Origin of the sequence: Pseudomonas sp. ATCC 13867 (assembly GCF_000349845.1) — a bacterium.
Lineage (GTDB): Bacteria > Pseudomonadota > Gammaproteobacteria > Pseudomonadales > Pseudomonadaceae > Pseudomonas.
The window spans coordinates 4,113,711-4,140,202 of the sequence record NC_020829.1; the positions used below are offsets into that span (position 1 = coordinate 4,113,711).

Annotated in this window: 25 protein-coding genes; 8 read left to right on the plus strand and 17 right to left on the minus strand. The window is 66.1% G+C overall.

Features of this window, described 5'->3' with window-relative positions:
- Positions 1-46 precede the first annotated feature (46 nt).
- Entirely contained in the window at positions 47-364 is a 318-nt protein-coding gene (locus H681_RS18395) for a DUF2288 domain-containing protein (RefSeq protein ID WP_015478385.1), read from the minus strand.
- A 307-nt stretch (positions 365-671) separates the two neighbouring features.
- Here H681_RS18395 and H681_RS18400 point away from each other — a divergent pair, with 307 nt between their 5' ends.
- From H681_RS18400 to H681_RS18420, 5 genes are all read left to right on the plus strand, one after another.
- The gene (locus H681_RS18400) at positions 672-1,793 is read left to right on the plus strand and encodes a branched-chain amino acid ABC transporter substrate-binding protein (protein WP_015478386.1); all 1,122 of its coding nucleotides are present in this window, start codon (positions 672-674) and stop codon (positions 1,791-1,793) included.
- 116 nt (positions 1,794-1,909) lie between these two features.
- Positions 1,910-2,833: a high-affinity branched-chain amino acid ABC transporter permease LivH gene (gene livH / locus H681_RS18405; RefSeq protein WP_015478387.1), complete on the plus strand. Its 924-nt coding sequence runs from the start codon at positions 1,910-1,912 to the stop codon at positions 2,831-2,833.
- Positions 2,830-4,086, plus strand: a complete 1,257-nt coding sequence (locus tag H681_RS18410) for a high-affinity branched-chain amino acid ABC transporter permease LivM (RefSeq protein WP_015478388.1) — start codon at positions 2,830-2,832, stop codon at positions 4,084-4,086. Before livH ends, H681_RS18410 begins: the two co-directional genes overlap by 4 nt.
- The gene (livG, locus tag H681_RS18415; protein ID WP_015478389.1) at positions 4,083-4,850 is read left to right on the plus strand and encodes a high-affinity branched-chain amino acid ABC transporter ATP-binding protein LivG; all 768 of its coding nucleotides are present in this window, start codon (positions 4,083-4,085) and stop codon (positions 4,848-4,850) included. The genes H681_RS18410 and livG overlap by 4 nt, the downstream gene beginning before the upstream one ends.
- Positions 4,851-4,853: 3 nt before the next feature.
- The gene (locus H681_RS18420) at positions 4,854-5,555 is read left to right on the plus strand and encodes an ATP-binding cassette domain-containing protein (RefSeq protein ID WP_015478390.1); all 702 of its coding nucleotides are present in this window, start codon (positions 4,854-4,856) and stop codon (positions 5,553-5,555) included.
- A 229-nt stretch (positions 5,556-5,784) separates the two neighbouring features.
- Here the strand turns inward: H681_RS18420 and H681_RS18425 are convergent, their stop codons facing one another.
- Together H681_RS18425 and H681_RS18430 are read right to left on the minus strand one after the other, a co-directional pair.
- On the minus strand, positions 5,785-8,853 hold the full coding sequence (locus H681_RS18425) for an efflux RND transporter permease subunit (protein WP_015478391.1): 3,069 nt from the start codon (positions 8,851-8,853) through the stop codon (positions 5,785-5,787).
- 6 nt (positions 8,854-8,859) lie between these two features.
- Positions 8,860-9,963, minus strand: a complete 1,104-nt coding sequence (locus tag H681_RS18430; protein WP_015478392.1) for an efflux RND transporter periplasmic adaptor subunit — start codon at positions 9,961-9,963, stop codon at positions 8,860-8,862.
- Between the two features lie 96 nt (positions 9,964-10,059).
- Here H681_RS18430 and H681_RS18435 point away from each other — a divergent pair, with 96 nt between their 5' ends.
- Positions 10,060-10,692, plus strand: a complete 633-nt coding sequence (locus H681_RS18435) for a TetR/AcrR family transcriptional regulator (protein WP_015478393.1) — start codon at positions 10,060-10,062, stop codon at positions 10,690-10,692.
- Positions 10,693-10,882: 190 nt separating this feature from the next.
- Here the strand turns inward: H681_RS18435 and H681_RS18440 are convergent, their stop codons facing one another.
- The 7 genes from H681_RS18440 to ppc form a co-directional block, all read right to left on the minus strand.
- A complete protein-coding gene (locus H681_RS18440) occupies positions 10,883-11,665 on the minus strand; it encodes a class I SAM-dependent methyltransferase (protein WP_015478394.1) in 783 nt (260 codons plus the stop codon).
- A 67-nt stretch (positions 11,666-11,732) separates the two neighbouring features.
- Complete coding sequence (locus tag H681_RS18445) at positions 11,733-12,563, minus strand: isocitrate lyase/PEP mutase family protein (RefSeq protein WP_015478395.1); 831 nt, start codon at positions 12,561-12,563, stop codon at positions 11,733-11,735.
- A gap of 77 nt (positions 12,564-12,640) precedes the next feature.
- Complete coding sequence (locus tag H681_RS18450; RefSeq protein WP_086009571.1) at positions 12,641-13,501, minus strand: DUF72 domain-containing protein; 861 nt, start codon at positions 13,499-13,501, stop codon at positions 12,641-12,643.
- A complete protein-coding gene (locus H681_RS18455) occupies positions 13,498-13,845 on the minus strand; it encodes a hypothetical protein (RefSeq protein ID WP_015478397.1) in 348 nt (115 codons plus the stop codon). The genes H681_RS18450 and H681_RS18455 overlap by 4 nt, the downstream gene beginning before the upstream one ends.
- 68 nt (positions 13,846-13,913) lie before the next feature.
- Positions 13,914-14,588 carry a tRNA (adenosine(37)-N6)-threonylcarbamoyltransferase complex dimerization subunit type 1 TsaB gene (gene tsaB / locus H681_RS18460; protein WP_015478398.1) on the minus strand — a complete coding sequence of 225 codons (675 nt, stop codon included), beginning with the start codon at positions 14,586-14,588 and terminating at the stop codon, positions 13,914-13,916.
- Between the two features lie 101 nt (positions 14,589-14,689).
- A complete protein-coding gene (gene adk / locus H681_RS18465; protein ID WP_015478399.1) occupies positions 14,690-15,337 on the minus strand; it encodes an adenylate kinase in 648 nt (215 codons plus the stop codon).
- 250 nt (positions 15,338-15,587) lie between these two features.
- A complete protein-coding gene (ppc, locus tag H681_RS18470) occupies positions 15,588-18,224 on the minus strand; it encodes a phosphoenolpyruvate carboxylase (protein ID WP_015478400.1) in 2,637 nt (878 codons plus the stop codon).
- A gap of 209 nt (positions 18,225-18,433) precedes the next feature.
- On the opposite strand from ppc, the gene H681_RS18475 reads away from it, so the two are divergent.
- Positions 18,434-18,781: a hypothetical protein gene (locus H681_RS18475; protein ID WP_015478401.1), complete on the plus strand. Its 348-nt coding sequence runs from the start codon at positions 18,434-18,436 to the stop codon at positions 18,779-18,781.
- Positions 18,782-18,917: 136 nt separating this feature from the next.
- On the opposite strand, the gene cadR is transcribed toward H681_RS18475, so the two are convergent.
- A complete protein-coding gene (gene cadR / locus H681_RS18480) occupies positions 18,918-19,385 on the minus strand; it encodes a Cd(II)/Pb(II)-responsive transcriptional regulator (protein ID WP_015478402.1) in 468 nt (155 codons plus the stop codon).
- 189 nt (positions 19,386-19,574) lie between these two features.
- On the opposite strand from cadR, the gene H681_RS18485 reads away from it, so the two are divergent.
- On the plus strand, positions 19,575-21,845 hold the full coding sequence (locus H681_RS18485) for a heavy metal translocating P-type ATPase (RefSeq protein ID WP_167650145.1): 2,271 nt from the start codon (positions 19,575-19,577) through the stop codon (positions 21,843-21,845).
- 171 nt (positions 21,846-22,016) lie between these two features.
- Here H681_RS18485 and H681_RS18490 read toward each other — a convergent pair whose 3' ends face one another.
- From H681_RS18490 to H681_RS18515, 6 genes are read right to left on the minus strand one after another with little or no spacing between them, the layout of a single operon-like run.
- Entirely contained in the window at positions 22,017-22,526 is a 510-nt protein-coding gene (locus tag H681_RS18490; RefSeq protein ID WP_015478404.1) for an O-acetyl-ADP-ribose deacetylase, read from the minus strand.
- A 38-nt stretch (positions 22,527-22,564) separates the two neighbouring features.
- Positions 22,565-22,888, minus strand: a complete 324-nt coding sequence (locus tag H681_RS18495) for a hypothetical protein (protein ID WP_015478405.1) — start codon at positions 22,886-22,888, stop codon at positions 22,565-22,567.
- Positions 22,885-23,808, minus strand: a complete 924-nt coding sequence (locus tag H681_RS18500; protein WP_015478406.1) for an alpha/beta hydrolase — start codon at positions 23,806-23,808, stop codon at positions 22,885-22,887. The genes H681_RS18495 and H681_RS18500 overlap by 4 nt, the downstream gene beginning before the upstream one ends.
- A complete protein-coding gene (locus tag H681_RS18505; RefSeq protein WP_015478407.1) occupies positions 23,805-24,551 on the minus strand; it encodes a TIGR00266 family protein in 747 nt (248 codons plus the stop codon). The genes H681_RS18500 and H681_RS18505 overlap by 4 nt, the downstream gene beginning before the upstream one ends.
- 46 nt (positions 24,552-24,597) lie before the next feature.
- Positions 24,598-25,902 carry a flavohemoglobin expression-modulating QEGLA motif protein gene (locus H681_RS18510; RefSeq protein WP_015478408.1) on the minus strand — a complete coding sequence of 435 codons (1,305 nt, stop codon included), beginning with the start codon at positions 25,900-25,902 and terminating at the stop codon, positions 24,598-24,600.
- A complete protein-coding gene (locus tag H681_RS18515; protein WP_015478409.1) occupies positions 25,899-26,462 on the minus strand; it encodes a hypothetical protein in 564 nt (187 codons plus the stop codon). The genes H681_RS18510 and H681_RS18515 overlap by 4 nt, the downstream gene beginning before the upstream one ends.
- Positions 26,463-26,492 lie beyond the last annotated feature (30 nt).

Genomic DNA, 26,492 nt, shown 5'->3' on the forward strand with positions numbered 1-26,492 from the left:
ATCCCGACAGTCTAGCGCGCCTTGATGAATTGGAAATCATCCTGAGTCAGTGCAGGACGTCTTTTCGAACTCTTTCCTGGACCAGCACCCAGGGCGCGATCACCACGGCCCAGAGCTCCGGATCACGGGCAAGGAAATCCTCCGCCTGAGGCTCGTCGACCTTGCTCAACTCGCCGCTCGCAAGCCAGGCGGCAACCTTCGCCTTGTCGTCCTCGGCCACGCCCACCGCGACCTCCACCAGATCGGCGCCAGCCCCGACCTTGAGCAGTTTGCCACGCGCGAAGAAGGGCGCGAGCTCCTGCCAGGAAATCTTCGCGGTTTCGCCAAGCAACTTGGCATAGAGGGTGCTAGCTTGTTCAGTCATGGATCTCACCTGGTAAACGATCGGCGCCATGATAGCGCCGAGGCCGCGCCAGGCAAGGTCCGGGCGGTGCTTTCCGGCTGACGGAAACCCTCGGGGAGACACCGGGTAGGCGCCGTTTTTCTGTACGTTTGTGTCAATGTTGCGACATACACTCGGCCAGCCCGCCGCCTCCTGCTTTTCAAGCGGTAAAGCGGCACTCTACACTGTACCGGTACAGTTGCCGGTGGGCCTGTCCGGGGCAATCCCGGTTCGGCAGCCTTCGGCTACCAGAACTACAAAAACGAAAACACAAGAAGAGTGGAGCACTATGAAAAAGGGTACTCAGCGTCTTTCCCAGCTGTTCACCGCCTTGGCTCTGGCCGGCGTTGCCAGCTACTCCATGGCCGCCGACACCATCAAGATCGCTCTGGCCGGCCCGGTGACCGGCGCCGTCGCCCAGTACGGGGAGATGCAATTCATTGGCGCGAAGATGGCCATTGAGCAGATCAACAAGGCCGGCGGCGTAGACGGCAAGCAACTCGAAGGCGTGGTCTACGACGACGCGTGCGATCCGAAACAGGCCGTGGCCGTTGCCAACAAGATCGTCAACGATGGCGTCAAGTTCGTCGTTGGCCACCTCTGCTCCAGCTCCACTCAGCCGGCTTCCGACATCTACGAAGACGAAGGCGTGATCATGATCACCCCGGCGTCCACCAGCCCGGACATCACCTCCCGCGGTTACAAGCTGATCTTCCGTACCATCGGTCTGGACAGCCTGCAGGGCCCGACCGCCGGCAAGTTCATCGCCGAGCACATCAAGCCCAAGACCGTGGCCGTGATCCACGACAAGCAGCAGTACGGCGAAGGCATCGCCACTGCCGTGAAGAAGACCCTGGAGGACGCCGGCATCAAGGTGGCCCTGTTCGAAGGCATCAACGCCGGCGACAAGGACTTCTCCGCGATGATCGCCAAGCTCAAGCAAGCCAAGGTGGACTTCGTCTACTACGGCGGCTACCACCCGGAACTGGGCCTGCTCCTGCGCCAGGCCAGCGAGAAGGGCCTGAAGGTCGGCTTCATGGGTCCGGAAGGCGTCGGCAACAAGGAAATCTCCGCCATCGCCGGCCCGGCTTCCGAAGGCCTCTACGTGACCCTGCCGAAGTCCTTCGACCAGGATCCGAAGAACAAGGCCCTGGTTGACGCCTTCAAGGCCAAGAACGAAGACCCGAGCGGTCCGTTCGTGTTCCCGGCCTACGCCGCGGTACAGGTCATCGCCGAAGGCATCAAGAAAGCCGGCAGCGAGGATACCGACAAGGTGGCAGCGGCCCTGCGCGCCAACACCTTCTCCACTCCGACCGGTGACCTGGGCTTCGACGAGAAGGGCGACCTGAAGAACTTCAACTTCGTGGTCTACCAGTGGCACAAGGACGGCACCAAGACCGAAGCCAAGTAAGCCACTTGCCTCCACACAAAGCCCACTGCCCACGCAGTGGGCTTTGTTTATCCGAGTATTCCGGGGGTCCGTCGCGCCACAAGCGCCGCTTCACGCGACGCCCGAGGAGTTAGGTAATGCCTGAGCTCTATCACTACCTGCAACAGCTGATCAACGGCCTCACCGTCGGCAGCACCTATGCCCTGATCGCCATCGGCTACACCATGGTCTACGGCATCATCGGCATGATCAACTTCGCCCACGGCGAGGTGTACATGATTGGCTCGTACGTAGCCTTCATCGTGATCACGGGGCTGGCGATGATGGGTATCGTAAGTCTACCTGTCGTCATCATCTGCACCTTCGCCGCCAGCATCATCGTCACCAGTGCCTACGGCTACGGTATCGAACGAATCGCCTACCGCCCGCTGCGCGGAAGCAACCGACTGATTCCGCTGATCTCAGCGATCGGCATGTCGATCTTCCTGCAGAACGAAGTCCTGCTCGCCCAGGACTCCAAGGACAAGGCCATCCCCAACCTGCTGCCGGGCAACTTCGTGATCGGCGCCGACGAAATGACCGGCGTGACCATCTCGTACATGCAGGTGCTGATCTTCATCGTCACCCTGCTGGCCATGTACGGCCTGTCCATGTTCATCTCCCGATCCCGTCTCGGGCGCGCCTGCCGCGCCTGCGCCGAGGACCTGAAGATGGCCAACCTGCTGGGCATCAACACCAACAACATCATCGCCCTGACCTTCGTCATCGGCGCCACCCTGGCCGCCGTGGCCGCGGTGCTGCTGGGTCTGCAGTACGGCGTGATCAACCCGCACATCGGCTTCCTGGCCGGCATCAAGGCGTTCACCGCCGCGGTGCTGGGCGGCATCGGCAGCATCCCCGGCGCCATGCTCGGCGGGCTGGTGCTCGGCGTTGCCGAAGCCTTCGGCGCCGACGTGTTCGGCGACCAGTACAAGGACGTGGTGGCGTTCACCCTGCTGGTGCTCGTCCTGCTCTTCCGCCCCACCGGCATCCTCGGCCGCCCGGAGGTGGAAAAAGTATGAGCCAGAGACTCAAGATTGCATTCTTCAGTGCCCTGCTGGTCATGGCCGTCGCCTACCCGGTGCTCGGCATCAAGCTCAGCGTCATCGGCATCGGCCTGCAGCTGGAGGGCGCCAGCCCGACCACCCTGTGGACCATCGCCGCGTGCGCGGCGGGCATGTTCGTCTGGCAACTGGTGCGCGACAAATTCCATTTCGTGACCAGTACCCGCCAGTTCCTGTCCACACCGCACACCAAGCTCGCCGAACGCCTGACCCACTCCTCGGTGCAGCGCAAGATCATCTTCGGCCTGATCATCCTCGCTCTCGCCTGGCCGTTCTTCGGCTCGCGCGGCGCGGTGGACATCGCCACGCTGATCCTGATCTACGTGCTGCTGGGCCTTGGCCTGAACATCGTGGTGGGCCTGGCGGGCCTGCTCGACCTGGGCTACGTCGGCTTCTACGCCGTGGGCGCCTACAGCTACGCGCTGCTCTCGCACTACTACGGACTGGGCTTCTGGGTGTGCCTGCCGATCGCCGGCCTGATGGCGGCCTTCTTCGGCTTCATCCTCGGCTTCCCGGTGTTGAGATTGCGCGGTGACTACCTGGCCATCGTGACCCTGGGCTTCGGCGAGATCATCCGCATCCTGCTGCGCAACCTGACCTGGCTGACCGGCGGCCCCAACGGCATCAGCAGCATCGACAAGCCGACCCTGTTCGGCCTCTCCCTCGAGCGCCGCGCCCCCGAGGGCATGCAGACCTTCCACGAGTTCTTCGGCATCGCCTACAACTCGAACTACAAGGTCGTGTTCCTCTACCTGGTCGCGCTGCTGCTGGTGCTGCTGGTGCTGTTCGTGATCAACCGCCTGCTGCGCATGCCCCTGGGCCGCGCCTGGGAAGCCTTGCGTGAAGACGAGATCGCCTGCCGCGCCCTGGGCCTGAACCCGACGATCATCAAGCTCTCCGCCTTCACCCTCGGCGCCTGCTTCGCCGGTTTCGCCGGCAGCTTCTTCGCCGCGCGCCAGGGCCTGGTAACGCCGGAGTCCTTCACCTTCATCGAGTCGGCGACCATCCTCGCCATCGTCGTGCTGGGTGGCCTGGGTTCGCAACTGGGCGTGATCCTGGCTGCCGTGGTGATGATCCTGCTGCCGGAGCTCATGCGCGAGTTCAGCGAGTACCGCATGCTGATGTTCGGCGCCATCATGGTGCTGATGATGATCTGGCGTCCGCAGGGGTTGCTGCCCATGCAGCGCCCGCACCTGGAGTTGCGTAAATGAGCCAGACCATTCTCGATGTAAAAGGCCTGACCATGCGCTTCGGCGGCCTGCTGGCCGTCAACGGTGTGGCCCTGGACGTGAAAGAGAAGCAGGTGGTCTCGATGATCGGCCCCAACGGCGCCGGCAAGACCACCGTGTTCAACTGCCTGACCGGCTTCTACCAGCCCACCGGCGGTGAAATCCTCCTGCGTGGCGAGGCCGTGCAGGACCTGCCCGGCCACAAGATCGCCCACAAGGGTGTGGTGCGGACGTTCCAGAACGTTCGCCTGTTCAAGGAAATGACCGCGGTGGAGAACCTGCTGGTCGCCCAGCACCGCCACCTCAACACCAACTTCCTTGCCGGCCTGCTGAAGCTGCCGTCCTTCCGCCGCAGCGAGGCGGAGGCGCTGGACTACGCCGCGCACTGGCTGGAGATCGTCAACCTCAAGGACATCGCCAACCGCCCGGCGGGCACCCTCGCCTACGGCCAGCAGCGCCGCCTGGAGATCGCCCGCTGCATGATGACCCGTCCGCAGCTGTTGATGCTGGACGAACCGGCAGCCGGCCTGAACCCGCGGGAAACCGAGGACCTCAAGGCGCTGATCGCCATGCTACGCGCCGAACACGGCGTCACCGTGCTGCTGATCGAGCACGACATGAAGCTGGTGATGAGCATTTCCGACCATATCTACGTGATCAACCAGGGCACCCCCCTGGCCGACGGCACCCCGGAAGAAATCCGCGGCAACCCGGATGTGATCAAAGCCTATCTGGGGGAGGCCTGAGTCATGCTGAAGTTCGACAAGGTTTCCACCTTCTACGGCAAGATCCAGGCGCTGCACGAGGTCAGCATGGAAGTCCAGCAGGGTGAGATCGTCACCCTGATCGGCGCCAACGGGGCCGGCAAGTCGACCCTGCTGATGACCCTCTGCGGCTCGCCACGCGCGGCCTCGGGCAGCATCACGTACCTGGGCGAGGAACTGGTCGGCAAGGAGTCCTCCGTGATCATGCGCAAGAGCATCGCCGTCGTGCCGGAAGGCCGCCGCGTGTTTGCCCGCCTGACCGTGGAGGAGAACCTGGCGATGGGCGGTTTCTTCACCAGCAAGGGCGACTACCAGGAGCAGATGGACAAGGTCCTGGCTCTATTCCCGCGCCTGAAGGAACGCTTCAGCCAACGCGGCGGCACCATGTCCGGCGGTGAACAGCAGATGCTCGCCATCGGCCGTGCGCTGATGAGCAAGCCCAAGCTGCTGCTGCTCGACGAGCCGTCCCTGGGCCTTGCGCCGATCATCATCCAGCAGATCTTCGACATCGTCGAACAGCTGCGCCAGGAAGGCGTGACCGTCTTCCTCGTCGAGCAGAACGCCAACCAGGCGCTCAAGCTCGCCGACCGTGGCTATGTGCTGGAGAACGGCCGCATCGTCATGCAGGATACCGGCGCCAATCTGCTGGTGAACCCCAAGGTGCGCGACGCGTACCTCGGCGGCTGACGTCCCGCGCTGCAATGAAAAACGGCCCTTCGGGGCCGTTTTTCATTGGCTCGCACAAAGCGGCTCTTCGCACGCCTACCAGGCAACCCACGGCCCTGGATGGGCGCCAACTGCAGGAGCAACTGTCTTCTTCCAGGGTAACCCCTGCCCGTGCGTCCCCCTCGCCCCAACCTTCCGGGATGAGGGGAATGCCCGGGCACAGGCCTCCACAGACGCAACCCGGAGTTCCTCAGGCGTCCTTCTTCACCCTGAACCACGCCGCATAGAGCGCCGGCAGGAACAGCAGGGTCAGCACCGTAGCGACGATCAGGCCGCCCATGATCGCCACCGCCATCGGGCCGAAGAACACGCTGCGCGACAGCGGGATCATCGCCAGCACCGCCGCCAGGGCGGTCAGCACGATGGGGCGGAAGCGCCGCACCGTGGCCTCGATGATCGCGTGCCAGGTGTCCAGGCCGTGGGCGCGGTCCTGTTCGATCTGGTCCACCAGGATCACCGAGTTGCGCATGATCATCCCGGCCAGGGCGATGGTGCCAAGCATCGCTACGAAGCCGAAGGGCTTCTGGAAGATCAGCAGGAACAGCGTCACGCCGATCAGCCCCAGGGGCGCGGTGAGGAACACCATGATCATCCGCGAGAAACTGCGCAACTGCAGCATCAGCAGGCTGAGCACCACCACGATGAACAACGGAATACCGGCGTTCACCGAGTTCTGCCCCTTGGCCGAATCCTCCACGGTGCCGCCGACGTCCAGCAGGTAGCCGTCCGGCAGCTCGGCGCGGATCGGATCCAGGGTCGGCGAAATCTGCTTCACCAGCGTCGCCGGCAGCGAGTCGTCGTAGATGTCGGCTCGCACGGTCACGGTAGGCAGGCGGTTGCGCCGCCAGATGATGCCTTCCTCGAAGCCGTATTCCAGGGTCGCCACCTGCGACAGCGCCACACTGCGGCCGCTGCTGGTCTGCATCGACAGGCTGGGCAGTTGCGACAGGTCATGCCGCTCGCGATCGTCGCCGCGCAGGAGGATTTCGATCAGCTCGTTGTCCTCGCGGTAGAAGCTCACGGTGGAACCGGTCAGCGAGCTCTGCAGGAACTGCGAGATGTCCGCCGTGCTCACCCCGAGGGCGCGGGCGCGCTCCTGGTCGATGTCGAGGAACACCGCCTTGCTCGGTTCTTCCCAGTCCAGGTGCACGTTCACCACGTGGGGGTTCTCGCGCATCTTGTCGGCGACCTTGCGCGCCAGCGCACGGACTTCCGGGATGTGCTCACCGGAGACGCGGAACTGCACCGGATAGCCCACCGGCGGGCCGTTCTCCAGACGGCTGATGCGCGTGCGCAGGGTCGGGAAGTCTTCGTTCATGTGCTTGATCAGCCACTGGCGAATCTCTTCACGGGACTCCAGGCTTTTGGCCAGGACCACGAACTGGGCGAAGCTCGCCGCCGGCAGTTGCTGGTCCAGCGGCAGGTAGAAGCGCGGCGAACCGGTACCGACGTAGGCCACGTAGTTATCGATGCCCGGATGCTCGGCGAGCATCTTCTCCAGGCGGTTGACCTGCTCGGTGGTGGCGGCCAGCGAATCGCCCTCGGCCAGCTTCAGGTCGACCAGCAGCTCCAGTCGCGCCGACGGCGGGAAGAACTGCTGCGGCACCAGGCGGAACAGCATGATCGAGCCGATGAAGGCTGCCACGGTCAGCAGGATCACCGTCTTGCGGTAACGCACGCACCATTCCACCAGGCGCCGGAAGCGCTGGTAGAACGGCGTCGAATAGGGATCATGGCCCTTGTCGCTGCCGCCGTGCTTCTCGGCGTAGCGCTTGGCCAGGTCCGGCAGCAGCTTCTCGCCCAGGTAGGGCACGAACACCACGGCGGCGATCCACGACACCAGCAACGCGATGGTCACCACCTGGAACAGCGAGCGGGTGTATTCGCCGGTGCCCGACTGCGCGGTGGCGATGGGCAGGAAGCCGGCGGCGGTGACCAGGGTGCCGGTGAGCATCGGGAAGGCCGTGCTGGTCCAGGCGTAACTCGCGGCCTTGAGCCGGTCGTAGCCCTGCTCCATCTTCACCGCCATCATCTCCACGGCGATGATCGCGTCGTCCACCAGCAGCCCCAGCGCCAGCACCAGCGCGCCGAGGGATATCTTGTGCAGGCCGATGCCGAAGTAGTACATGCAGGCGAAGGTCATCGCCAGCACCAGCGGGATCGACAACGCCACCACCAGGCCGGTGCGCAGGCCGAGGGAGAAGAAGCTCACCAGCAGCACGATGATCAGCGCCTCGGCCAGCACGCGGACGAACTCGCCCACGCCTTCGCGCACCGCTGCCGGCTGGTCGGACACCTTGCGCAGCTCCATGCCGGCCGGCAGGGTCTGCTGCAGGCGCTCGAACTCGGCGTCGAGCTTCTTGCCCAGTACCAGGATGTCGCCGCCGTCCTTCATGGCCACGGCGATGCCGATGGCGTCCTCGCCCATGAAGCGCATGCGCGGCGCGGGCGGGTCGTTGAAGCCACGGTGCACCTCGGCGACGTCGCCGATGCGGAAGGTGCGATCGCCGACGCGGATCGGGAAGGAGCGGATGTCCTCCACCGAGTCGAAGCGACCGGAGACGCGCAGCTGCACGCGGTCGGTCGCGGTCTCGAAGAAGCCGGTGGCGGTCACCGCGTTCTGCTCTTCCAGCGCCTTCTGCACCGCCGCCAGCGGCAGGCCGAGGGTGGCGAGCTTGGTGTTGGACAGGTCGATCCAGATTTTCTCGTCCTGCAGGCCGATCAGTTCGACCTTGCCGACGTCCTTGATGCGCTGCAGCTGCAGTTGCAGGCGGTCGGCGTAGTCCTTGAGCACCGCGTAGTCGAAGCCCTTGCCGGACAGCGCGTAGATGTTGCCGAAGGTGGTGCCGAATTCGTCATTGAAGAACGGCCCCTGGATGCCCTGCGGCAGGGTGTAGCGGATATCGCTGACCTTCTTGCGGATCTGGTACCAGAGTTCGGGAACGTCGCGGGAGCGGAAGTCCTCGCGGGCGACGAAGGTCACCTGGGATTCACCGGGTCGGGAGAAGGAGATGATGCGGTCGAAGTCGCCGGTTTCCATCAGCTTCTTCTCGATGCGCTCGGTGACCTGGCGCGACACCTCCTCGGCAGTCGCGCCCGGCCAGTTGGTCTTCACCACCATCGCCTTGAAGGTGAACGGCGGGTCCTCGCTCTGCCCCAGCTTGGTGTACGACAGCGTACCGACAATGCCCAGCAGCAACATGAGGAACAGGACGATCTGGCGGTTCTGCAGCGCCCAGGCGGAAAGGTTGAATTGCATCGGGCGTTACTCCTTCGCCACCAGCTTGATCGAACGGTTCTCCCGATCGACCGGCCGCACCTCCTGACCTTCACGCAATACCTGAACGCCCGCCGCCACCACCCAGTCGTCGCTGCTCAGCCCTTCGAGCACCGGCACGCGATCCTCGGCGTAAGGACCGATGCGCACCGGGCGGCGATGCAGGGTGGAACTCTTCGGATCGACCACCCAGACGAACGGCTGGCCGCCCTCGGCGGTCAGCGCGGCCAGCGGCACCGCCAGCGGCACAGAACCTTCGGCATGGATGTAGACCCGCGCACTCTGACCCAGCTCGGCGGGCACCTTGGCGTCATCGAACGCGACTCGCGCAGCGAAGGTGCGCGACTGCGGATCGGCCGCCGGCGACAGCTCGCGAATCTTGCCGCTGAAGCGCTTGTCGCGCTGCGACCAGAGTTCGACGCTCACCGCCTCGCCGACGCGGAAGCGGTCGATAGCATGTTCGGGGAAGCTGATCAGCACTTCGCGGTCGCCGTCGGCGGCGAGGGTGAAGACGGTCTGCCCGGCGGCGACCACCTGCCCCACTTCCACCCGACGGGTGGCGATCACGCCGTCCTGGGGCGCACGCAGCACCGCATAGCCCGCCTGGTTGCGGGCCACGTCGTACTCGGCGCGGATCTGTTTCACCCGCGCCGCGCCGGCGCGGTAGGTGTTCTCGATGTTGTCGAACTGCGACTGGCTGACCAGTTGGCGTTCGAGCAGCGTCTTGTAGCGGGAGTATTCGGAGCGGACGGTCTGCAGGTTGGCCTCGGCGGCCGCCACCTGGGCGCGGGTCGCTTCCAGTTGCAGGCGTACGTCCTCGGGGTCCAGCTCCGCCAGCGGCTGGTCCTTCTTCACGCGCTCGCCGGTTTCCACCAGGCGCTTGCTGACTTTTCCGCCAATACGAAAGGCCAGTTCAGGCTCATGACGGGCATGTACCTCGCCGGGGTAGGCTTCGGTAACATCCCGGGCCGGCAGCGGCTGCACCACCATCGCCGGACGCGCCGCCGGCTTGGGCGGTTCACCGTTACCGCAGGCGGTCAGGGACAGGGAAAGGACAGCAGGAAGCGCGACAGACAGAGCATGGCGGAACATGATGTGTGACCTTTCGCAAAACGCGGTTGAATTCTTATACTCCCCGGTATAGTAAAAATACAGAACCCACCAGTCCAGTATTTGAAATGTAAAATCATGTCACCATCTACTCCCTCCAACGGGCCGGGTCGCCCCAAGGACCCCGCCAAACGCAAGGCCATCCTCGAAGCGGCGAAGGATCTGTTCATTCGCTTCGGCTACGACGGCAGCAGCATGGAAGCCATCGCCGCCGAGGCTGGCGTGTCGAAGCTCACCGTCTACAGCCACTTCACCGACAAGGAAACGCTGTTCGTCGAAGCGGTGCAGGCCAAGTGCGCCGAACGCATGCCTGAACTCTTCGCCGAGCCGCCGACCGACGCGCCGCTGGAAAGCCTGCTGCTGAACCTGGCGCGCGGCTTCAATCAGTTGATCAACAGCCCCGAGGCGATTTCCCTGAGCCGGCTGATGGTGGCCCAGGGCGCGGGGAACCCGCACTTGTCGCAACTCTTCTTCGAGGCCGGCCCGCAGCGCGTGCTGGAGCAGATGGAGCGTCTGCTGGCGCAGGCGCGCGAGCAGGGCAGCCTGCAGATGGACAGCCCTCGCCGGGCCGCCGAGCATTTCCTGATGCTGGTGCAGGGCTGCGTGCACTTCCGCCTGCTGATCGGCTGCGAAACGCCGCCCACGGAAGCAGAAGCCGAAGCACACGTGCAGGAAGTGGTGGCGCTGTTCCTCAAGGCCTTCCGGCCATGACAGAGCACCCTCTGTAGGAGCGAGCTTGCTCGCGAACGGATCTCCCGGTCGCTCCGACGCTGGGCGGGTTCGCGAGCACGCTCGCTCCTACAAGAGCCGCTCCGGATCCAATCGGCAGGACTTCGTCCGCGATCATCCTCGCAGCGGGACCGGATCGCGGCCAGAGTCCGCCCCTACGAAAACGGACGTATCAGCCCTTCAGGCTCTTCAGCGGATAGATGTCGTAGCGGCTGGACTTGCCCTCGAGGCTGTAGCTCGGCTTTTGCCCCTCGATGATCGGCGCCTTGCGCGGGCGCTTGACCACCACCCGGTGGCTGGCCAGTTTCAGGGCCGCTTCCAGCAGCGCCGGGGCGTCCAGGTCGTCGCCCACCAACGGGCGGAACAGGCGCATTTCCTTCTTCACCAACGCGCTCTTGTCGCGGTGCGGGAACATCGGGTCGAGGTAGACCACCTGCGGTGCCTCCCCTTCCCAGGCGGCCATGCGTTCGATGGCGTTGCCCTGCAGCAGGCGCATGCGCGCGACGATGGCACCCACCTCGAAATCACCCGCCGCGCGGGCCAGGCCGTCCTCCAATAGCGCGGCGATGATCGGCTGGCGCTCGGTCAGGTGCATCTCGCAACCCAGGGTCGCCAGCACGAAGGCATCGCGGCCCAGGCCAGCGGTGGCGTCCAGCACGTGGGGACGCACGCCCGGCTGGATGCCGACCGCCTTGGCGATCATCTGTCCGCTGCCGCCGCCGAACTGCCGGCGATGGGCGGTGGCGCCTTCGAGGAAATCCACCCGCACCGGGCCGGGCGAATCCGGTCCCAGTTGCAACAATTGCAGACCGTGCTCGCCCAGTTGCAGGGCGAAGTCCGCCTCCCCCTCGCCCATCGGCAACCCGAGCCGCTGCGCCCACTGCTCGGCGGCGGCCTGCCAGGCAGGCGCCAGCGCCTGGACGACGATGCGCGGCGGAGTGAGGGTCTCGGTCATGGCGGGGCGGTCCTGGAAAAAACCGCGATTCTAGCGCAGCGCGCCGCTCAACGGACCCGGCGAGCCCTCAGCCCCGGAACAACTGATTGATCCGCTCAAACGGGATCGCCTCGCCCATTGGCTGCAGGTCGCCGCTGCCCGCCAGTGCCTCTGCGGCGTGGAAGAACGCACCATAGGCCACCCGCGCCAGGCTGGAGCCGACGCTGACGCGCTTCACGCCCAGCCCGGCCAGCTCGGCGAGGTTGAGTTCCAGCGCGGGCGAACCGACCAGCACATTCACCGGACGCGGCGCCACCGCACTGACCACCGCGGCGATTTCCGCTCGGGTCTTCAGCCCCGGCGCATAGAGCACGTCGGCCCCCGCCTCGGCGAAGGCCACCAGGCGACGGATGGTGTCGTCCAGATCGTTGCGGCCGTGCAGCAGGTTTTCCGCCCGCGCCGCCAGGGTGAAGTGGAACGGCAGGGCACGGGCGGCCCGCACGGCGGCGCGGACCCGTTCCACGGCCAGTTCCAGCGGATAGATCGGGGTATCCGGGCGTCCGCTGGCATCCTCGATGGAGCCGCCGACCAGCCCGCAGGCGGCGGCGAGGCGGATGGTCTCGGCGCAGTCCTCCGGTTCGTCGCCGTAACCGTTTTCCAGATCGGCGGCGACGGGCAACGGCGTCGCCTCGATGATCGCCCGGGCATTGGCCAGCGCTTCCTCGCGGCTCACCGTACCTTCGGCATCACGCCGGCCGAGGGAGAACGCCAGGCCCGCACTGGTGCTGGCGAGCGCTTCGAAGCCCAGGTGGGCGAGCATCTTCGCCGAGCCGGCGTCCCAGGGGTTGGGCAGAATGAACAGGCCGTCGCGCTGGTGCAGCGCCCGGAACGCTTCGCCGCGCTGTTGCTGGGTAGTCATGGCGGTCTCCTTGGCGATCGGAAAAGGAAGGAGCAGGTTAGCCCCCTCCCCCGCAAGGCGCCATCGGGAACAGTGGCTCAGAGCAGGCCGAGCTGTTCCACTTCCGGCTTCGGCTCGAGCAGCGCCGGTAGCCCCGGCAGGCGCTCGCGCAGCAGGGCGTGGAAGCATCGCGCCTGTTCGGCGGCGCGGTGGTTGTCCGGGGTGTGCAGGAAAACGTGGGGCGTCAGGCCCTGCTCGATCCACTCCGCCACCTTGGCGATCCACGGCGTGAGGAAGGCGGCGTTGGCCTCCAGGTCGGGCCCGCCGATGAAACGCACCTGCGGGCTGTCGCTGAAGGCCGCCGGGCGCACCGGCACCTTCGGCTTCTTCGATTGCGCATGCAGCACGGCCGGGTCGTCGGAGCGGCAGGCGAAGAGTGCGCGGGCGTCCAGGCAGATGCGCTCGACGCCACGTTCCAGCAGCAACCGGTTCAACGCCCGCTCCTCCTCGCCCTTGGCGAAGAACGCCGGATGCCGTACCTCCACCGCGATCCGACGTTCGGCGAAGGCATCCAGCCAGGCCGCCAGTTCGCCGAGACGATCGGGGCCGAAGCTCGCGGACACCTGCAGCCACAACGGCATCACCCGTTCGCCCAGGGGCGCCAGCAGGTCGAGAAAGTCCTGGGTGTTTTCCAACTGCCCGCGCAGGTCGCCTTCGTGGCTGATGTCACGGGGCAGCTTGGCGCAGAAATGGAAGTTCCCCGGCATGGTCTGCGCCCAGCGTTTCAGGGTTTCGACATTGGGCCGGGCATAGAAGGTGGTGTTGCCTTCCACCGCGTTGAACACCTGGGAATAGAAGCCAAGGGTTTCGGCGGCGCGCAGATCGGCGGGATAGAAGGTGCCGCGCCAGGCTGGTTCGTTCCACGAAGGGCAACCGAGGAAATACGGCAACGACATCAGGCGTAAAGGTCGAGACCCAGGACTTCCTGGCCCTCGTACGGGCCGGCCATGCTGGCGGTGCTGGCGTAGCTGGCGAGCGCCTGGGCGGCGCGGGAGCTCAGCGGGCGCTGGTACTCGAGATTGTCGCGCAGGGTGACCGGCATGCCGTAGCTGCTGGCGCTTCCGGCTTCGACGCGGCGCGCCTGCGGTTCCTGTTCGAAGCCCTGGCTGGCCGAGGTCGGCGCTGGCTGCTCGCGGCGGCTCTCGACATCACGCTGCACCTCCCGATACGGCGTGACCGCAGTGCCCGTGCGGGCAGTACGCTCAGGCGCCTGGGATGTGGAGATGAAGCCGTCGATACGCATTGGCTGGAAACTCGGAGGGGATGCCGATCACTCTAACGAGCGCCCCATGCCTTGGCAATTGGCATGGCTCAGGCCTTCTTGGGGGTCGCCACGTTGTCGCGCAGATAAACCGGCTGGGCCTGCTCTGCGTCAACCGCATCACCCCGCGCCCAGGCGAATTCGGCCAGGGTCAGCAGGTCTTCGGAGTGCGGCAGCAGACTGGCATCGTGGGCCGCGACCGTCACCGCCAGGCGCTCCTCGAAGCCCCAGCCGGTGCCGGAGCCGAACCACTCGCCCTGGGCATCGCCCGGCAGCGCCACGCGCTCCGGCGGCAGCACCGCTTCCACCCCGGCCAGGCGCATCTCGCCCTGCTCCAGGCGGTAGCAGCCCCAGTAGACCTCGTCCATGCGCGCATCGATGGCCGCCGCTACCTGGCTGGCGCCGTGCTCGCGGTAGGCACGCTGGGCCAGCACCGCCAGATCGGAAATCGGCAGCACCGGCTTCTGCAGGGCGAAGGCCAGGCCCTGGACCACGCCGATGGCGATGCGCACGCCGGTGAAGGCGCCGGGGCCACGGCCGAAGGCGATGGCCTCCACGGCGGACAGCTCGATACCGGCTTCGCCGAGGATATCCCGCACCATCGGCAGCAGGCGCTGGGCGTGCAGACGCGGGATCACCTCATGGCGAACAAACCGGCGGCCGTCATGCAGCAGCGCGACGGAACAGGCTTCGGTCGAGGTATCCAGGGCCAACAGCGTGGGCATGGTGCTTTCCTTAAACGATAAAAGCAGGGCGATGAAAAAGGGCGCGCATTATAAACACCAAAGGCCCGCATTGTGCGGGCCTTTGGCATTGCGCGGGGCAATCAGCTGAGGGCAGTGAGCACCTTGGCGGTGATCTGCTCCACCGAGCCGACACCTTCGACGCAGGTGTATTTCGGAGTACCTTCGACAGCGGCCAGCTTCTGGTAGAAGTCGACCAGCGGCTTGGTCTGCGAGTGGTAGACCGACAGGCGGTGACGCACGGTTTCTTCCTTGTCGTCTTCGCGCTGCAGCAGGTCTTCGCCGGTCACGTCATCCTTGCCTTCCACCTTCGGCGGATTGTGCTGGATGTGGTAGACGCGGCCCGAGGCGGCGTGCACACGGCGGCCCGCCATGCGGCCGACGATTTCCTCGTCGTCCACGGCGATCTCGACCACGTGGTCGATGGTGACGCCGGCTTCCTTCATGGCCTCGGCCTGGGGAATGGTGCGCGGGAAACCGTCGAACAGGAACCCGTTGATGCAGTCGGGCTGGGCGATGCGCTCTTTCACCAGGTTGATGATCAGGTCATCGGAGACCAGGCCGCCGGCGTCCATCACGCTCTTGGCCTTCAGGCCCAGTTCGGTGCCCGCCTTGACCGCCGCGCGCAGCATGTCGCCGGTGGAGATCTGCGGAATGCCGAACTTCTCAGTGATGAAGCGAGCCTGGGTACCTTTGCCGGCACCGGGCGCCCCGAGCAGAATCACACGCATCGATATGCTCCTTTAATACTTGTTAAGCGAAATCACGGATCCGCCTCGTGGGGCCAATCTCATCATGCTTTGAATGGCGCAGATGCGCGCCGAAAGGTTGCTCACGATACACAGCGGCCCCCCACCACACAAGCCGCCCCTGGCGACCGCACAAGCCAGCCGGGGGCAGACGAAACACCCCCGGCGAGCGATCAAATTACCGTCATTCTGCCCTTGCGCAATCCACCATTGGTGGGGGGGTGGCAGTGCCTCAACCGGTGTTGCGCAGACCCGCGGCGATGCCCGCCACCGTAACCAGCATGGCCTGCTCCAGACCGCCGCAGGCGTCGCCAGTACAGCGCCGGGAGCGAGCGAGGAGCTCCGCCTGGAGCAGGTGCAACGGGTCCAGGTAGGTGTTGCGCACGCTGATCGACTCGCGGGTTTCGGCGGCGTTGCCGAGCAACTGGGACTGCCCGGTCAGTCCCAGTACCACGCGCACCGACTGCGACAATAGGTCGCGTAAATGCACCCCTAATGGTCGCAGTTCCGATTGCACCAGTCGTTCGTCGTAGAGCTGGGCGATTTCCCGGTCGGCCTTGGCCAGCACCATCTCCAGCATATCGATGCGGGTGGTGAAGAACGGCCACTCCTTGCGCATGCGCCCCAGCAGCGCGCCTTCGCCACGTTCGATGGCGTTGAGCAGCGCGTTTTCCCAGCCCAGCCAGGCCGGCAACATCAGGCGCGTCTGGGTCCAGGCGAAGATCCAGGGAATCGCCCGCAGGCTTTCCACCCCGCCCTCACGGCGCTTGGCCGGGCGGCTGCCCAGTGGCAGGCGGCCGAGCTCCTGCTCCGGGGTGGCCTCGCGGAAGTAGTCGACGAACTGCATGTTCTCCCGCACCACCGCGCGGTAGGCCGCCAGGCCGTCGGCGGCGAGCCGGTCCATCTCCTCGCGCCAGGCCGGTTCCGGCACCGGCGGCGGCTGCAGCGTGGCCTCCAGCACGGCGGCAAGGTAAAGGTTGAGGTTCTGCTCGGCGATGCCCGGCAGGCCGAACTTGAAGCGGATCATCTCGCCCTGCTCGGTGGTGCGGAAACGCCCGGCCACCGAACCGGGCGGCTGCGAGAGGATCGCCGCGTGGGCCGGGCCGCCGCCACGGCCGACGGTGCCGCCACGGCCGTGGAACAGCAACAGCTCGACATCGTGGTTGCGGCATATCTCCACCAGCGTCTCCTGGGCGCGGTACTGCGCCCAGGCGGCGGCCAGGGTGCCGGCGTCCTTGGCCGAGTCGGAGTAGCCGATCATCACCTCCTGCGGACCGGCCAGGCCGGTGCGGTAGCTGTCCAGGCTGAGCAGGCGGTCGATGCAGGGACCGGCGTTGTCCAGGTCTTCCAGTGTCTCGAACAGCGGCACCACGCGCATCGGCCGTTGCAGCCCGCACTCCTTGAGCAGCAATTGCACGGCGAGCACGTCGGACGGCTGCCCGGCCATCGAGATCACGTAGGAACCCAGCGATGCCGCCGGGGCCTCGGCCACCACCCGGCAGGTGGCCAGGACTTCGGCGGTCTCAGGCGATGCCAGGTAGTTCGCCGGCAGCAGCGGACGGCGGCTGGCCAGCTCTTCCAGGAGAAACTCCTGGCGCACGGTCTCGTCCCACTCGGCGTAGTCGCCCAACCCCAGGTATTCGGTGATTTCGCTCATCGCCCAGGCGTGGCGCGTGGAATCCTGGCGCACGTCCAGGCGCACCAGGAACAGGCCGAAGGTGGCGGCGCGGCGCAGGGTGTCGAGCAGCGTGCCCTCGGCGATCACGCCCATGCCGCAGTCCTGCAGCGAGCGGTAGCAGAGCTGCAGCGGATCGAGCAGTTCGCGATTGTCCTGCAGCACCTCCGCGCACGGCGCCTCGCCGCTGTGGATGGCCCGCTCGGCCCAGGCGCGGGTGGCACGCAGGCGTTCGCGCAGTTGCTTGAGCAGCGCGCGGTAGGGTTCGGCAACCGTCCCCACCTCAGCGCGCAGTTCGTCGCTGGCCTGCTGCATGGACAGGTCCGAGGCCAGGCTGTCGACATCCCGCAGGTACAGGTCGGCGGCCATCCAGCGCGCCAGCAGCAGGACTTCGCGGGTGACCGCCGCGGTGACATTGGGATTGCCGTCGCGGTCGCCGCCCATCCAGGAAGCGAAGCGGATCGGCGCGGCGGAGAGTGGCAAACGTTCGCCCAGCGTCTGTTGCAGGGTGGCGTCGACGTGCCGGAGGAAGGCCGGCAGCGCCTGCCACAACGAGTGTTCAATGACCGCGAAGCCCCATTTGGCTTCATCCACCGGCGTCGGCCGGGTGCGGCGGATTTCCTCGGTATGCCAGGCCTCGGCGACCAGCCGCTGCAGGCGTTCGCGCACCGCTTCGCGCTCTTCGGGCAGCAGGTCGCTGTGATCGCCGGCGGCCAACTGTGCGGACATGGCATCGTACTTCTGAATCAACGTGCGCCGCGCCACTTCGGTAGGGTGCGCGGTCAGCACCAGCTCGATCTCCAGTTCCGCCACCTGCCGCGCGAGGCCTTCGGCGCCGAGGCCGGACTTGCGCAGGCGTCCCAGCAGCTCACCCAGCACGCGATTCTCGAAGGGCTCCGGCTCCTTGGGCGTGCGCCGGCGGATGCGGTGGTATTGCTCGGCGATGTTGGCCAGGTTGAGGAACTGGTTGAAGGCCCGCGCCACCGGCAGCAGTTCGTCCTCGCCCAGTGCGTCGAGGGTCGCCGTCAATTGCCGGGCGCCTTCCGCCGAGCCGCGCCGTGCGGCCTTGGCGCCGGTGCGGATGAGTTCGATCTTGTCGAGAAAGCCTTGGCCGTACTGGGCGCGGATGGTCTGCCCCAGCAACTCGCCCAACAGGTGAACGTCCTCGCGCAGGCGCGCATCGATATCGGCCATGACTGCCTCCTTGATTGAGAGTCCATGATGGCTAAGCGTTCTACACAGTGCCGCTGGCGACACCCCCTGACAAGCGTGCGACGAACGCCTGCATTCCAGCTCGGACAGCGTCTAGGCTCAAAGTGATCCCGAGGTCATCGGGAAAACACGTCGGCGGACCCACGAGGCCCGCTCCACATGCCCGCCACGAACGGGCCACTGAGGTGAACATGAAAATCCGCGATCTGGTACGCCATTGGGAACAGAACGCCAGGGGGCGCATGACCAAGCATCACTACAGCATCCCGCTGGACGTGGAAACCGCCGCGCGCCTGGCCGCGCTGCATGACATGTATCCCAAGCGCAGCGCCGAGGAACTCCTGGGGGAACTGGTCGGCTCGGCGCTGGAGGAGCTGGAAGCGAGCTTCCCCTATGTGAAGGGACAGAAGGTGGTGGCCCTGGATGAACAGGGCGACCCGATCTACGAGGACATCGGCCCAACGCCGCGCTTCCTGCAGTTGTCGCGCAAGTACCTGCATGAGCTGACGGAGGCCGAGGGACAGGCCAATCACCCCTGAATGAAAGCGCCCCGGTCGTCGCCGGGGCGCTTTGCCTTGCCTGTAGGAGCGAGCTTGCTCGCGAACGCGCTTTCCGGTGACTCCGACCTTGGGTCGGTTCGCGAGCAAGCTCGCTCCTACGAAAGGCCCGCAGCCTTCAGTGTCGGCCGTGGACGCCTGGCACGTGCAGGTGCCCCGCCTCCGCGCAGACCTCGGGAACCACCGACGGCTCCGCCGGCTGCTCCAGTTCGCGCAGGATGCCGCAGTCCTCGCTGTTGCCCTCACCGCGACACCGAGCGCGCAAGTCACGCAGTTGCTGGCTGAGCGACTGCAACTCGGCAATCCGCACCTCGACGTGGTGCAGGTGTTCGTCGATCAGCCGGTTGGCGGTACCGCAATCGGACTCGGGGCGGTCACGCAGGCCCAGCAGGATGCGGATTTCCTCCTGGGTCATGTCCAGCGAGCGGCAATGGCGGATGAACGACAGGCGCTCCACATGGACGGCATCGTACTGCCGGTAGTTGCCCTCGCTGCGCGACGGCTCCGGCAACAGGCCCTCGCGCTCGTAGTAGCGGATGGTCTCCACGGGGCAGCCGGTCAGCTTCGCCAGTTCACCGATCTTCATCTTCGACCTCCGGGTTGAAAGACAGGCTTGACTCTGTAGTTACTACAGGGTGTGCAATCGGCAGCAACTCGTCAAACAGGAACGGACGACATGACTGCCAATCGCCAGGGCCCGATCATCCACGGCCCCGTCCAGGATCAGGAACACAGCGCTACCGCGAGCTGCTGCGGCTGCGACAGGGGCGCGCTGCTGCGCACGCCGCTGGCCGAACCCGCCACTCGCCATCACGAGCATGATCATGACCACGGCCATGCCCACGATCACGATCACGATCACGATCACGATCACGGACAGGGTGAAGATCGCAGCGCGCGGGCCCGCGACGCCGCCACTGCGGCGAGCGGCGCGGCCGGCGGAGAACTGCGCTGGACCAGCCTGCGCATCGAAGCGATGGACTGCCCCACCGAGGAACGCCTGCTGCGCGATGCCCTCAGCCGGGTGCCAGCGGTGGAAAACCTCGACTTCAACCTGATGCAGCGCCTGCTGCGCGTGCAGCACCGCTTCGACAGCATCGAACCGCTGCAGAAGCTGGTGGCCTCGCTGGGCATGCAGGCCGAACCGCTCGACGACAACGCTCCGATGACTGCGCCAGCCACCCGGCACAAGCCCTGGTGGCCACTGGCGCTGGCCGGCGTGGCGGCGGCCGCTGCGGAGTTCTTCGAATGGTTCGCCATCGGCCCGCAGTGGCTGGTAGCGGCGTTGGCGGTGGCGGCCATCCTCGGCGCCGGCCTGCCGACCTACCGCAAGGGCTGGATCGCGCTGAAGAACCGCAACCTGAACATCAACGCGCTGATGAGCATCGCGGTGACCGGCGCCATGCTGATCGGCCAGTGGCCGGAAGCGGCGATGGTCGCGGTGCTGTTCGCCATCGCCGAGCTGATCGAGGCGAAATCCCTGGAGCGCGCGCGCAACGCCATCCGTGGACTGCTGCAACTGGCGCCGGAGCTGGCCACCGTGCAGGTCGACGGCGAATGGCGCGAGGTGCAGGCCAAGTCGGTGGCGCTGGAGTCCCGCGTCCGTGTGCGCCCCGGCGAACGCATCGCGCTGGATGGCGAAGTGCTCGACGGCCGCTCCAGTGTCAACCAGGCGCCCATCACCGGCGAAAGCCTGCCGGTGGAGAAACAGGCGGGCGACCCGCTGTTCGCCGGCACCATCAACGGCGAAAGCGCGCTGGAATACCGCGTCACCCGCGTCGCCGACGACAGCACCCTGGCGCGGATCATCCACGCCGTGGAGGAAGCCCAGGGCTCCCGCGCGCCGACCCAGCGCTTCGTCGACCAGTTCTCGCGCATCTACACACCGGTGGTGTTCCTCATCGCCATCGCCACCGCCCTGCTGCCACCGCTGTTCTTCGGCGGCGCCTGGCTGGACTGGGTGTACCGCGCGCTGGTGCTGCTGGTGATCGCCTGCCCTTGCGCCCTGGTGATCTCCACCCCGGTGACCATCGTCAGCGGCCTGTCGGCGGCGGCACGCCTGGGCATTCTGATCAAGGGCGGGGTGTTCCTCGAGCTGGGCCGTTCGCTGGCCTGGATCGCTCTGGACAAGACCGGCACCCTGACCGAAGGCCGCCCGCGCCAGACCGATTACTCGCCCCTGCGCGAACTGCCCGACGCCAATGTGCGAGCCCTGGCCGCCAGCCTGGCCGCGCGCTCCGACCACCCGGTCTCGCAGGCCGTGGCCCGCGCCGCCGAAACGGACAATATCGCGCTCTACAACGTCGGCGAACTGACCGCCCTGCCAGGCCGTGGCGTGAAGGGAGAGATCGACGGCCGCCTCTACCATCTGGGCAACCATCGCCTGGTGGAAGAGCTGGAACTGTGCTCGACGGAACTGGAAGCCCGCCTCGACGCCCTGGAACAGCAAGGCAAGACAGTCATCGTGCTGCTCGACGACAACGGCCCGCTGGCGCTCTTCGCGGTGGCCGACGCGGTGAAGGAAACCAGCCGCGAAGCGGTGGCACAGTTGCACGAACTGGGCGTGAAAACCCTGATGCTCACCGGCGACAACCCGCACACCGCCGCCGCCATTGGCGCCCAGGTGGGCATCGATGCGGCGCAGGGCAACCTGCTGCCGGAAGACAAGCTCAATGAGGTGAAGCAGCGCCAGGAAGGCGGCTACCGTGTGGGCATGGTCGGCGACGGCATCAACGACGCCCCCGCCCTCGCCCGCGCCGACATCGGCTTCGCGATGGGCGCGGCGGGTACCGACACTGCCATCGAAACCGCCGGCGTAGCGCTGATGGACGACGACCTGCGCAAGCTACCGTCCTTCATCCGCCTGTCGCGCCGGACCCACCGCGTGCTGATCCAGAACATCAGCCTGGCGCTGGGCATCAAGGCAGTGTTCCTGGCCCTGACCCTGGCCGGCGAGGGTACCTTGTGGATGGCGGTGTTCGCCGACATGGGCGCCAGCCTGCTGGTGGTGTTCAACGGGTTGCGGCTGTTGCGGTACCAGGGTTGAACTTACCGGGTCTTACGCTCGCTCCTGCTTTTGTGCAGGAGCGAGGGGGACGCCTGGTTCTTGCTCGCAAACCACTCTGACGCCGGCCCTGCCGGCGGATCGCGGACAAAGTCCACTCCTACGAAAGCAGCACCGGATTCAGCCCGCAGGAGCAGACCAGCGGATAAGCCCTCAGCCCAGCAGTCGCCGGTACAACTCCGCCATCTCTCCCGAGAACGCCACCAGCACCAGCTCCTTCAGCGAACTGCCCTGCTCGCGCGGGCGTCGTAGCTCATCGGCGGCGACCTGCGCCGCCGCCTCGGCGGGATAGCCATAGATGCCAGTGCTGATAGCCGGGAAGGCGATACTGGCCAGCCCCTTGTCCTCGGCCAGTTGCAGGCTGTTGCGGTAGCACTGGGCGAGCAGTTCCGGCTCGCCTTGCCCGCCGCCGCGCCAGACCGGCCCGACGGTATGGATGACGAACCGCGCCGACAGGCGGAAGCCGGGGGTGATCTTCGCCTGGCCAGTCTTGCAGCCACCCAGCGGGCGGCAGGCGTGGACCAGGTCCGGGCCGGCGGCGCGGTGGATGGCGCCGTCGACGCCACCGCCGCCCAGCAGCGAGCTGTTGGCGGCGTTGACGATGGCGTCGACGTCGAGACGGGTGATATCGCCCTGCCAGACGCGGATCTCGGGGTGGCTCATAACGCTTCCTCCCTGGGCCTGCGACGGCGGACTCACCGTCACTTGATCTCTTGCGGGGTCTCCTCGCCCATGCAGCGCACGGCGCGCTTGCGGCCGTCGACCAGTACGCCGGTCAGGCCCTTCTGGGTCATGTCGAACATCACCAGCACGCCATCGATGCACTGCGCCTGCTGGTCGGCCGGGGTCAGCGACAGCTTGGTGTCCTGGCCGGGGACGCTCTTGAGCATGGTGAATTGGGTCAACTCCAGTGCGTCCTCGGGCTTGGCGAAGTGCAGGTAACCGTAGTACCAGAGCGTGCCGACCGAGACGAAGATGGTGGCGATGACGGTGAGGATGTAGGAAATCGGATTGCGGTCGTTCATGGCTTGCCTTGTTGTGTGGGTTCCGCCTTGGCGGGCTCTGGCGTTGACGAGTTCGGGACTTCGGCCAGCCGGCGCAATCCGGTGAAGTGCTGCGGATCGTCGAGGAAGCGCAACATCACTTCGCGCCAGACCGGTTCGCCGAAGGTTTCCACGTGGTTGCCGCGGGTCAGCTGGAAGACTTTCGGCGGTGGCGCGGCCTTGTAGAGGGAGAGGCCGTTGTCCAAGGGCACAATGGTATCGTCGATGCTGTGGAAGAACAGCACAGGTGCGCCAGAAAGTCGCGGGATCGAACGAATCGCACTGTCGCCATCGGGCACCACCCAGGACAGCGGCACCTGCAGCGGCCAGGTCAGCCAGGCGTTGCCCAGGGTGTACTGCGCCACATCGCGGTAGCTGGCCGGCACGCCGTCGAGCACCACGGCGTGCAGTTGCTTCTGCCGCTGCGGGTGCATGCCCAGGTAGTGCACCGCCATCGCCCCGCCCAGGCTCTGGCCGAGCAGGATTACCGGCTTGCCCTGCACCTCCGGTGTCTTGTCCAGCCAGGCGAAGGCCGCGTCGATGTCCTGGTAGATCGCCGGCAGGCTCGGTTCGCCCTGGGAGTGGCCGTAGCCACGGTAGTCGAGCATCAGCACCTGGTAGCCCTGCTCGGGCAGCCAGTAGGCGCCGCCCAGGTGCCAGGCCATGTTGCCGCCGTTGCCGTGCAGGTGCAGCACGGTCCCCTTCACCGGCACGCCGGCCTTGGCCGGCAACCACCAGCCGGCGAGCTTCACGCCATCGGCAGTGGTGAGGGTGACATCGCGGTACTCCAGCTTGGCGCGCTTGGGGGTGATGGCGACATCGGGGCTGGGATAGAACAGCAGCGAGCTGCAGCCGGCCAGCAGGGCCAGGCAGGCGACGAGCGCGAGACGCAGGGCGATCATTCGGGGTTGGTCCTTACCTCTTCACGGGCACGGTAGGTGGCATCGTAGATGCGCTCGGCCAGGCGCGAGAACGGCAGGCTCTGCAACCAGACGGTACCGGTGCCCTTGAGGGTGGTCAGCAACAGGCCCTCGCCGCCGAACAGCATGCTGCGCAGGCCGCCGGCCAGCTGCACGTCGTAGTCGATGTCATCGGTGAAGGCCACCAGGCAGCCGGTGTCCACCCTCAGCGTCTCGTTCTTCAGCTCGCGGCGGATCACCGTGCCGCCCGCATGGACGAAGACCAGGCCGTCCCCCTCCAGCTTCTGCAGGATGAAGCCTTCGCCCCCGAAGAAGCCCGCGCCCAGGCGCTTGGCGAAGGCGATGCCGACTTTGGTGCCATAAGCCGCACAGAGGAACGAGTCCTTCTGGCAGATCAGCTTGCCGCCGACTTCGCCCAAGCGCACCGGCACCACGCTGCCGGGATAGGGTGCGGCGAAGGCAACATGCTGCTTGTCCTGGCTCTCGTTGGTGAAGTGGGTCATGAAGACCGATTCGCCGCTGAACTTGCGCTTGCCGGCGCTCCACAACTTGCCCAGCAGGTTGGAGTCCGAGCCGTCGCCCATGCGTGCGGCGAAGTGGATGCCGCCGGTCATGTAGTTCATGGCGCCGGCTTCGGCGATCACCGTCTCGCCGGGGTCCAGTTCGATCTCCACGGTCTGCATGGATTCGCCGAGGATGCGGTAGTCGAGGTCATGGCTGGGCATAGCGGGCACTCCTGGCCGCCCGTGCGAATCCGTGCGGGCGCGCCGTTCAGAGGATATTGGCGTAGTCCGCCTCGATGCGGTCGAGGCTCAGGTGGTTGAGGAAGTTGGAGAAGCACATCCACGCCGACAGCGCGTTGAGGTCGCGGAACTGCGGCGGCAGGTACTTGGGCGGCACCACCAGGCCCTCGTCCACCAGTTGACGCAGGGTGCGCATGTCTTCCAGGGTGGCCTTGCCGCAGAACAGCAGCGGGATCTGCTCCAGTTTGCCCTTGCGCACGGCGAGCTGGATGTAGTTGTAGATCAGGATGAAACCCTTGAGGTACGACAGGTCCTTGGTGAACGGCAGGCCGGCGGGCGTCGAGCCACGGAACACGCGGCTGGAGTTCTGGTAGCTGCTTTCCACGCTGTAGCCCTGCTCGCGGTAGAAGTGGAACACCTCGAGGAAGTCCGCGCCCTCTTCGGCCATGTGGATGGCGCGGGTGCGGTTGGTGAGCTTGCGCAGGCGCGTCGGGTAGGAGGCGAAGGCGATCACTTCCATCAGGATCGCCAGGCCCTCCTGGGTCACGGTGGAGGACGGCGGCCCCTTGGCGAGGAAGGTGCAGATCGGCTGGTTGAGCCCGTTGAGGGTGGTGCCGACGTGCACCAGGCCCTCATGGACTTCCAGTGCGCGCACGTCGCGCTCGTTGAACAGCGCGTCGGCGCGCACCTTGATGTAGTCGGCGCCGGCCGCCGCATCGGCGACGATACCGTCGGATTCGAAGACGCGGATGGTGTCGTCCTTGTCGTCGAACACCTTGTTCAGGCGCTCCTGCAGCATCGCCACCACTTCCGTGGCGGTGAGCGTCTTGGGTTCGTCCTTGAGGTCGCCACGGTCGGCGATGTTGTTCAGGTAGTCCGAGAGCATCAGGCCGAGGTCGGCCAGCGTCGGGTCGCCGGCGTGGAAGGCGTCGGAAGCCGAGCCGTAGAGCTCCTGGGAGATCAGCCCGAAGTCCTGGGTGCCGCGCGCTTCGAGCATGCGGATGACCATGCGGTATTCCTTGCACATACGCCGCATGATCTGCCCCACCGGGTTGAACTGGCCCAGTTGGCGGGTGATGTCGCGCTCGATGTTCTGGAATTCCTGCTTCTTCGCGCTGCTGTCGAAGGACAGCGGGCGACCGTCGTAATAGGCGCGGTCGACCTTGGGTGCGTGCTTGCCGCGGCCCTTGAGAAAATCGTCGCGGATGCCGTCATCCCACTTGATGGCGTCGAGCACGCGGATCGGCGTCTGCGCCTCGACGATGCGGTCGGACAGGCCGCGGATGATCTGCTGGTATTCGGTGGGCGAGGTCTGCTTGCGGCGCGGCGTCATTGCCGTTCTCCCGGAGTCACGCGCGAATAGCGCAGGGCTTCGACGAACACGTCCGAGTTGGCCGGGTCGTTCAGGTAGGCGATCACCTGGGCCAGCGGACTGGTCACCAGGGCACCATCGCCCTGTTCGGTGTCCACCTTCTGTCCTTTCAGCGCACCCTCGCCCATATCCTGCAGGATGCGTTCGACATCCAGGTTATAGATCACCAGCTCGTCCTTGTCGGTGATCTCGAAACCGGCCAGGGCGAAATTGCCGCCCATGCTTTTCGGCAGCCCGGCGGACAGGTACCAGCGTTTGCCGTGGTGGGAGACGGTGAAACCGAAGTCGTCGATGCTGTCGGTGTTGTCCTTGCTGTCGATGTAACTGATCGCGCGATAGACGTTGGAACCGGACCGGGTGATCTCGAGGAACTGCTCATCGCCGTACTCGTTCACCCGCGACCACTGGCCCAGCAGATGGGCCGGCGCAGCCTCGTTGGCCGGAATCGGGTCCTTGAACGTCACCAGACAGCCACTGAGCAGGCCGATGCTCAACAGCAGCAGTGCACGCCAGACTTTCATCACGCCCTCCTTAGGTCCGAATGCCTTCTC

Excerpts from the sequence above, each read along its gene's own strand:
- livH (WP_015478387.1), top strand. The coding sequence starts at position 1,910 with ATGCCTGAGCTCTATCACTACCTGCAACAGCTGATCAACGGCCTCACC.
- H681_RS18420 (WP_015478390.1), top strand. The coding sequence starts at position 4,854 with ATGCTGAAGTTCGACAAGGTTTCCACCTTCTACGGCAAGATCCAGGCG.
- H681_RS18515 (WP_015478409.1), bottom strand. The coding sequence starts at position 26,462 with ATGAAAGTCTGGCGTGCACTGCTGCTGTTGAGCATCGGCCTGCTCAGT.
- H681_RS18490 (WP_015478404.1), bottom strand. The coding sequence starts at position 22,526 with ATGAGCCACCCCGAGATCCGCGTCTGGCAGGGCGATATCACCCGTCTC.
- tsaB (WP_015478398.1), bottom strand. The coding sequence starts at position 14,588 with ATGCCCACGCTGTTGGCCCTGGATACCTCGACCGAAGCCTGTTCCGTC.
- H681_RS18495 (WP_015478405.1), bottom strand. The coding sequence starts at position 22,888 with ATGAACGACCGCAATCCGATTTCCTACATCCTCACCGTCATCGCCACC.
- H681_RS18435 (WP_015478393.1), top strand. The coding sequence starts at position 10,060 with ATGTCACCATCTACTCCCTCCAACGGGCCGGGTCGCCCCAAGGACCCC.
- H681_RS18500 (WP_015478406.1), bottom strand. The coding sequence starts at position 23,808 with ATGATCGCCCTGCGTCTCGCGCTCGTCGCCTGCCTGGCCCTGCTGGCC.
- H681_RS18455 (WP_015478397.1), bottom strand. The coding sequence starts at position 13,845 with ATGCGTATCGACGGCTTCATCTCCACATCCCAGGCGCCTGAGCGTACT.
- H681_RS18510 (WP_015478408.1), bottom strand. The coding sequence starts at position 25,902 with ATGACGCCGCGCCGCAAGCAGACCTCGCCCACCGAATACCAGCAGATC.
- cadR (WP_015478402.1), bottom strand. The coding sequence starts at position 19,385 with ATGAAGATCGGTGAACTGGCGAAGCTGACCGGCTGCCCCGTGGAGACC.
- H681_RS18440 (WP_015478394.1), bottom strand. The coding sequence starts at position 11,665 with ATGACCGAGACCCTCACTCCGCCGCGCATCGTCGTCCAGGCGCTGGCG.
- H681_RS18410 (WP_015478388.1), top strand. The coding sequence starts at position 2,830 with ATGAGCCAGAGACTCAAGATTGCATTCTTCAGTGCCCTGCTGGTCATG.
- H681_RS18475 (WP_015478401.1), top strand. The coding sequence starts at position 18,434 with ATGAAAATCCGCGATCTGGTACGCCATTGGGAACAGAACGCCAGGGGG.
- H681_RS18400 (WP_015478386.1), top strand. The coding sequence starts at position 672 with ATGAAAAAGGGTACTCAGCGTCTTTCCCAGCTGTTCACCGCCTTGGCT.
- H681_RS18395 (WP_015478385.1), bottom strand. The coding sequence starts at position 364 with ATGACTGAACAAGCTAGCACCCTCTATGCCAAGTTGCTTGGCGAAACC.
- H681_RS18425 (WP_015478391.1), bottom strand. The coding sequence starts at position 8,853 with ATGCAATTCAACCTTTCCGCCTGGGCGCTGCAGAACCGCCAGATCGTC.
- H681_RS18505 (WP_015478407.1), bottom strand. The coding sequence starts at position 24,551 with ATGCCCAGCCATGACCTCGACTACCGCATCCTCGGCGAATCCATGCAG.
- adk (WP_015478399.1), bottom strand. The coding sequence starts at position 15,337 with ATGCGTGTGATTCTGCTCGGGGCGCCCGGTGCCGGCAAAGGTACCCAG.
- ppc (WP_015478400.1), bottom strand. The coding sequence starts at position 18,224 with ATGGCCGATATCGATGCGCGCCTGCGCGAGGACGTTCACCTGTTGGGC.
- H681_RS18445 (WP_015478395.1), bottom strand. The coding sequence starts at position 12,563 with ATGACTACCCAGCAACAGCGCGGCGAAGCGTTCCGGGCGCTGCACCAG.
- livG (WP_015478389.1), top strand. The coding sequence starts at position 4,083 with ATGAGCCAGACCATTCTCGATGTAAAAGGCCTGACCATGCGCTTCGGC.
- H681_RS18430 (WP_015478392.1), bottom strand. The coding sequence starts at position 9,963 with ATGTTCCGCCATGCTCTGTCTGTCGCGCTTCCTGCTGTCCTTTCCCTG.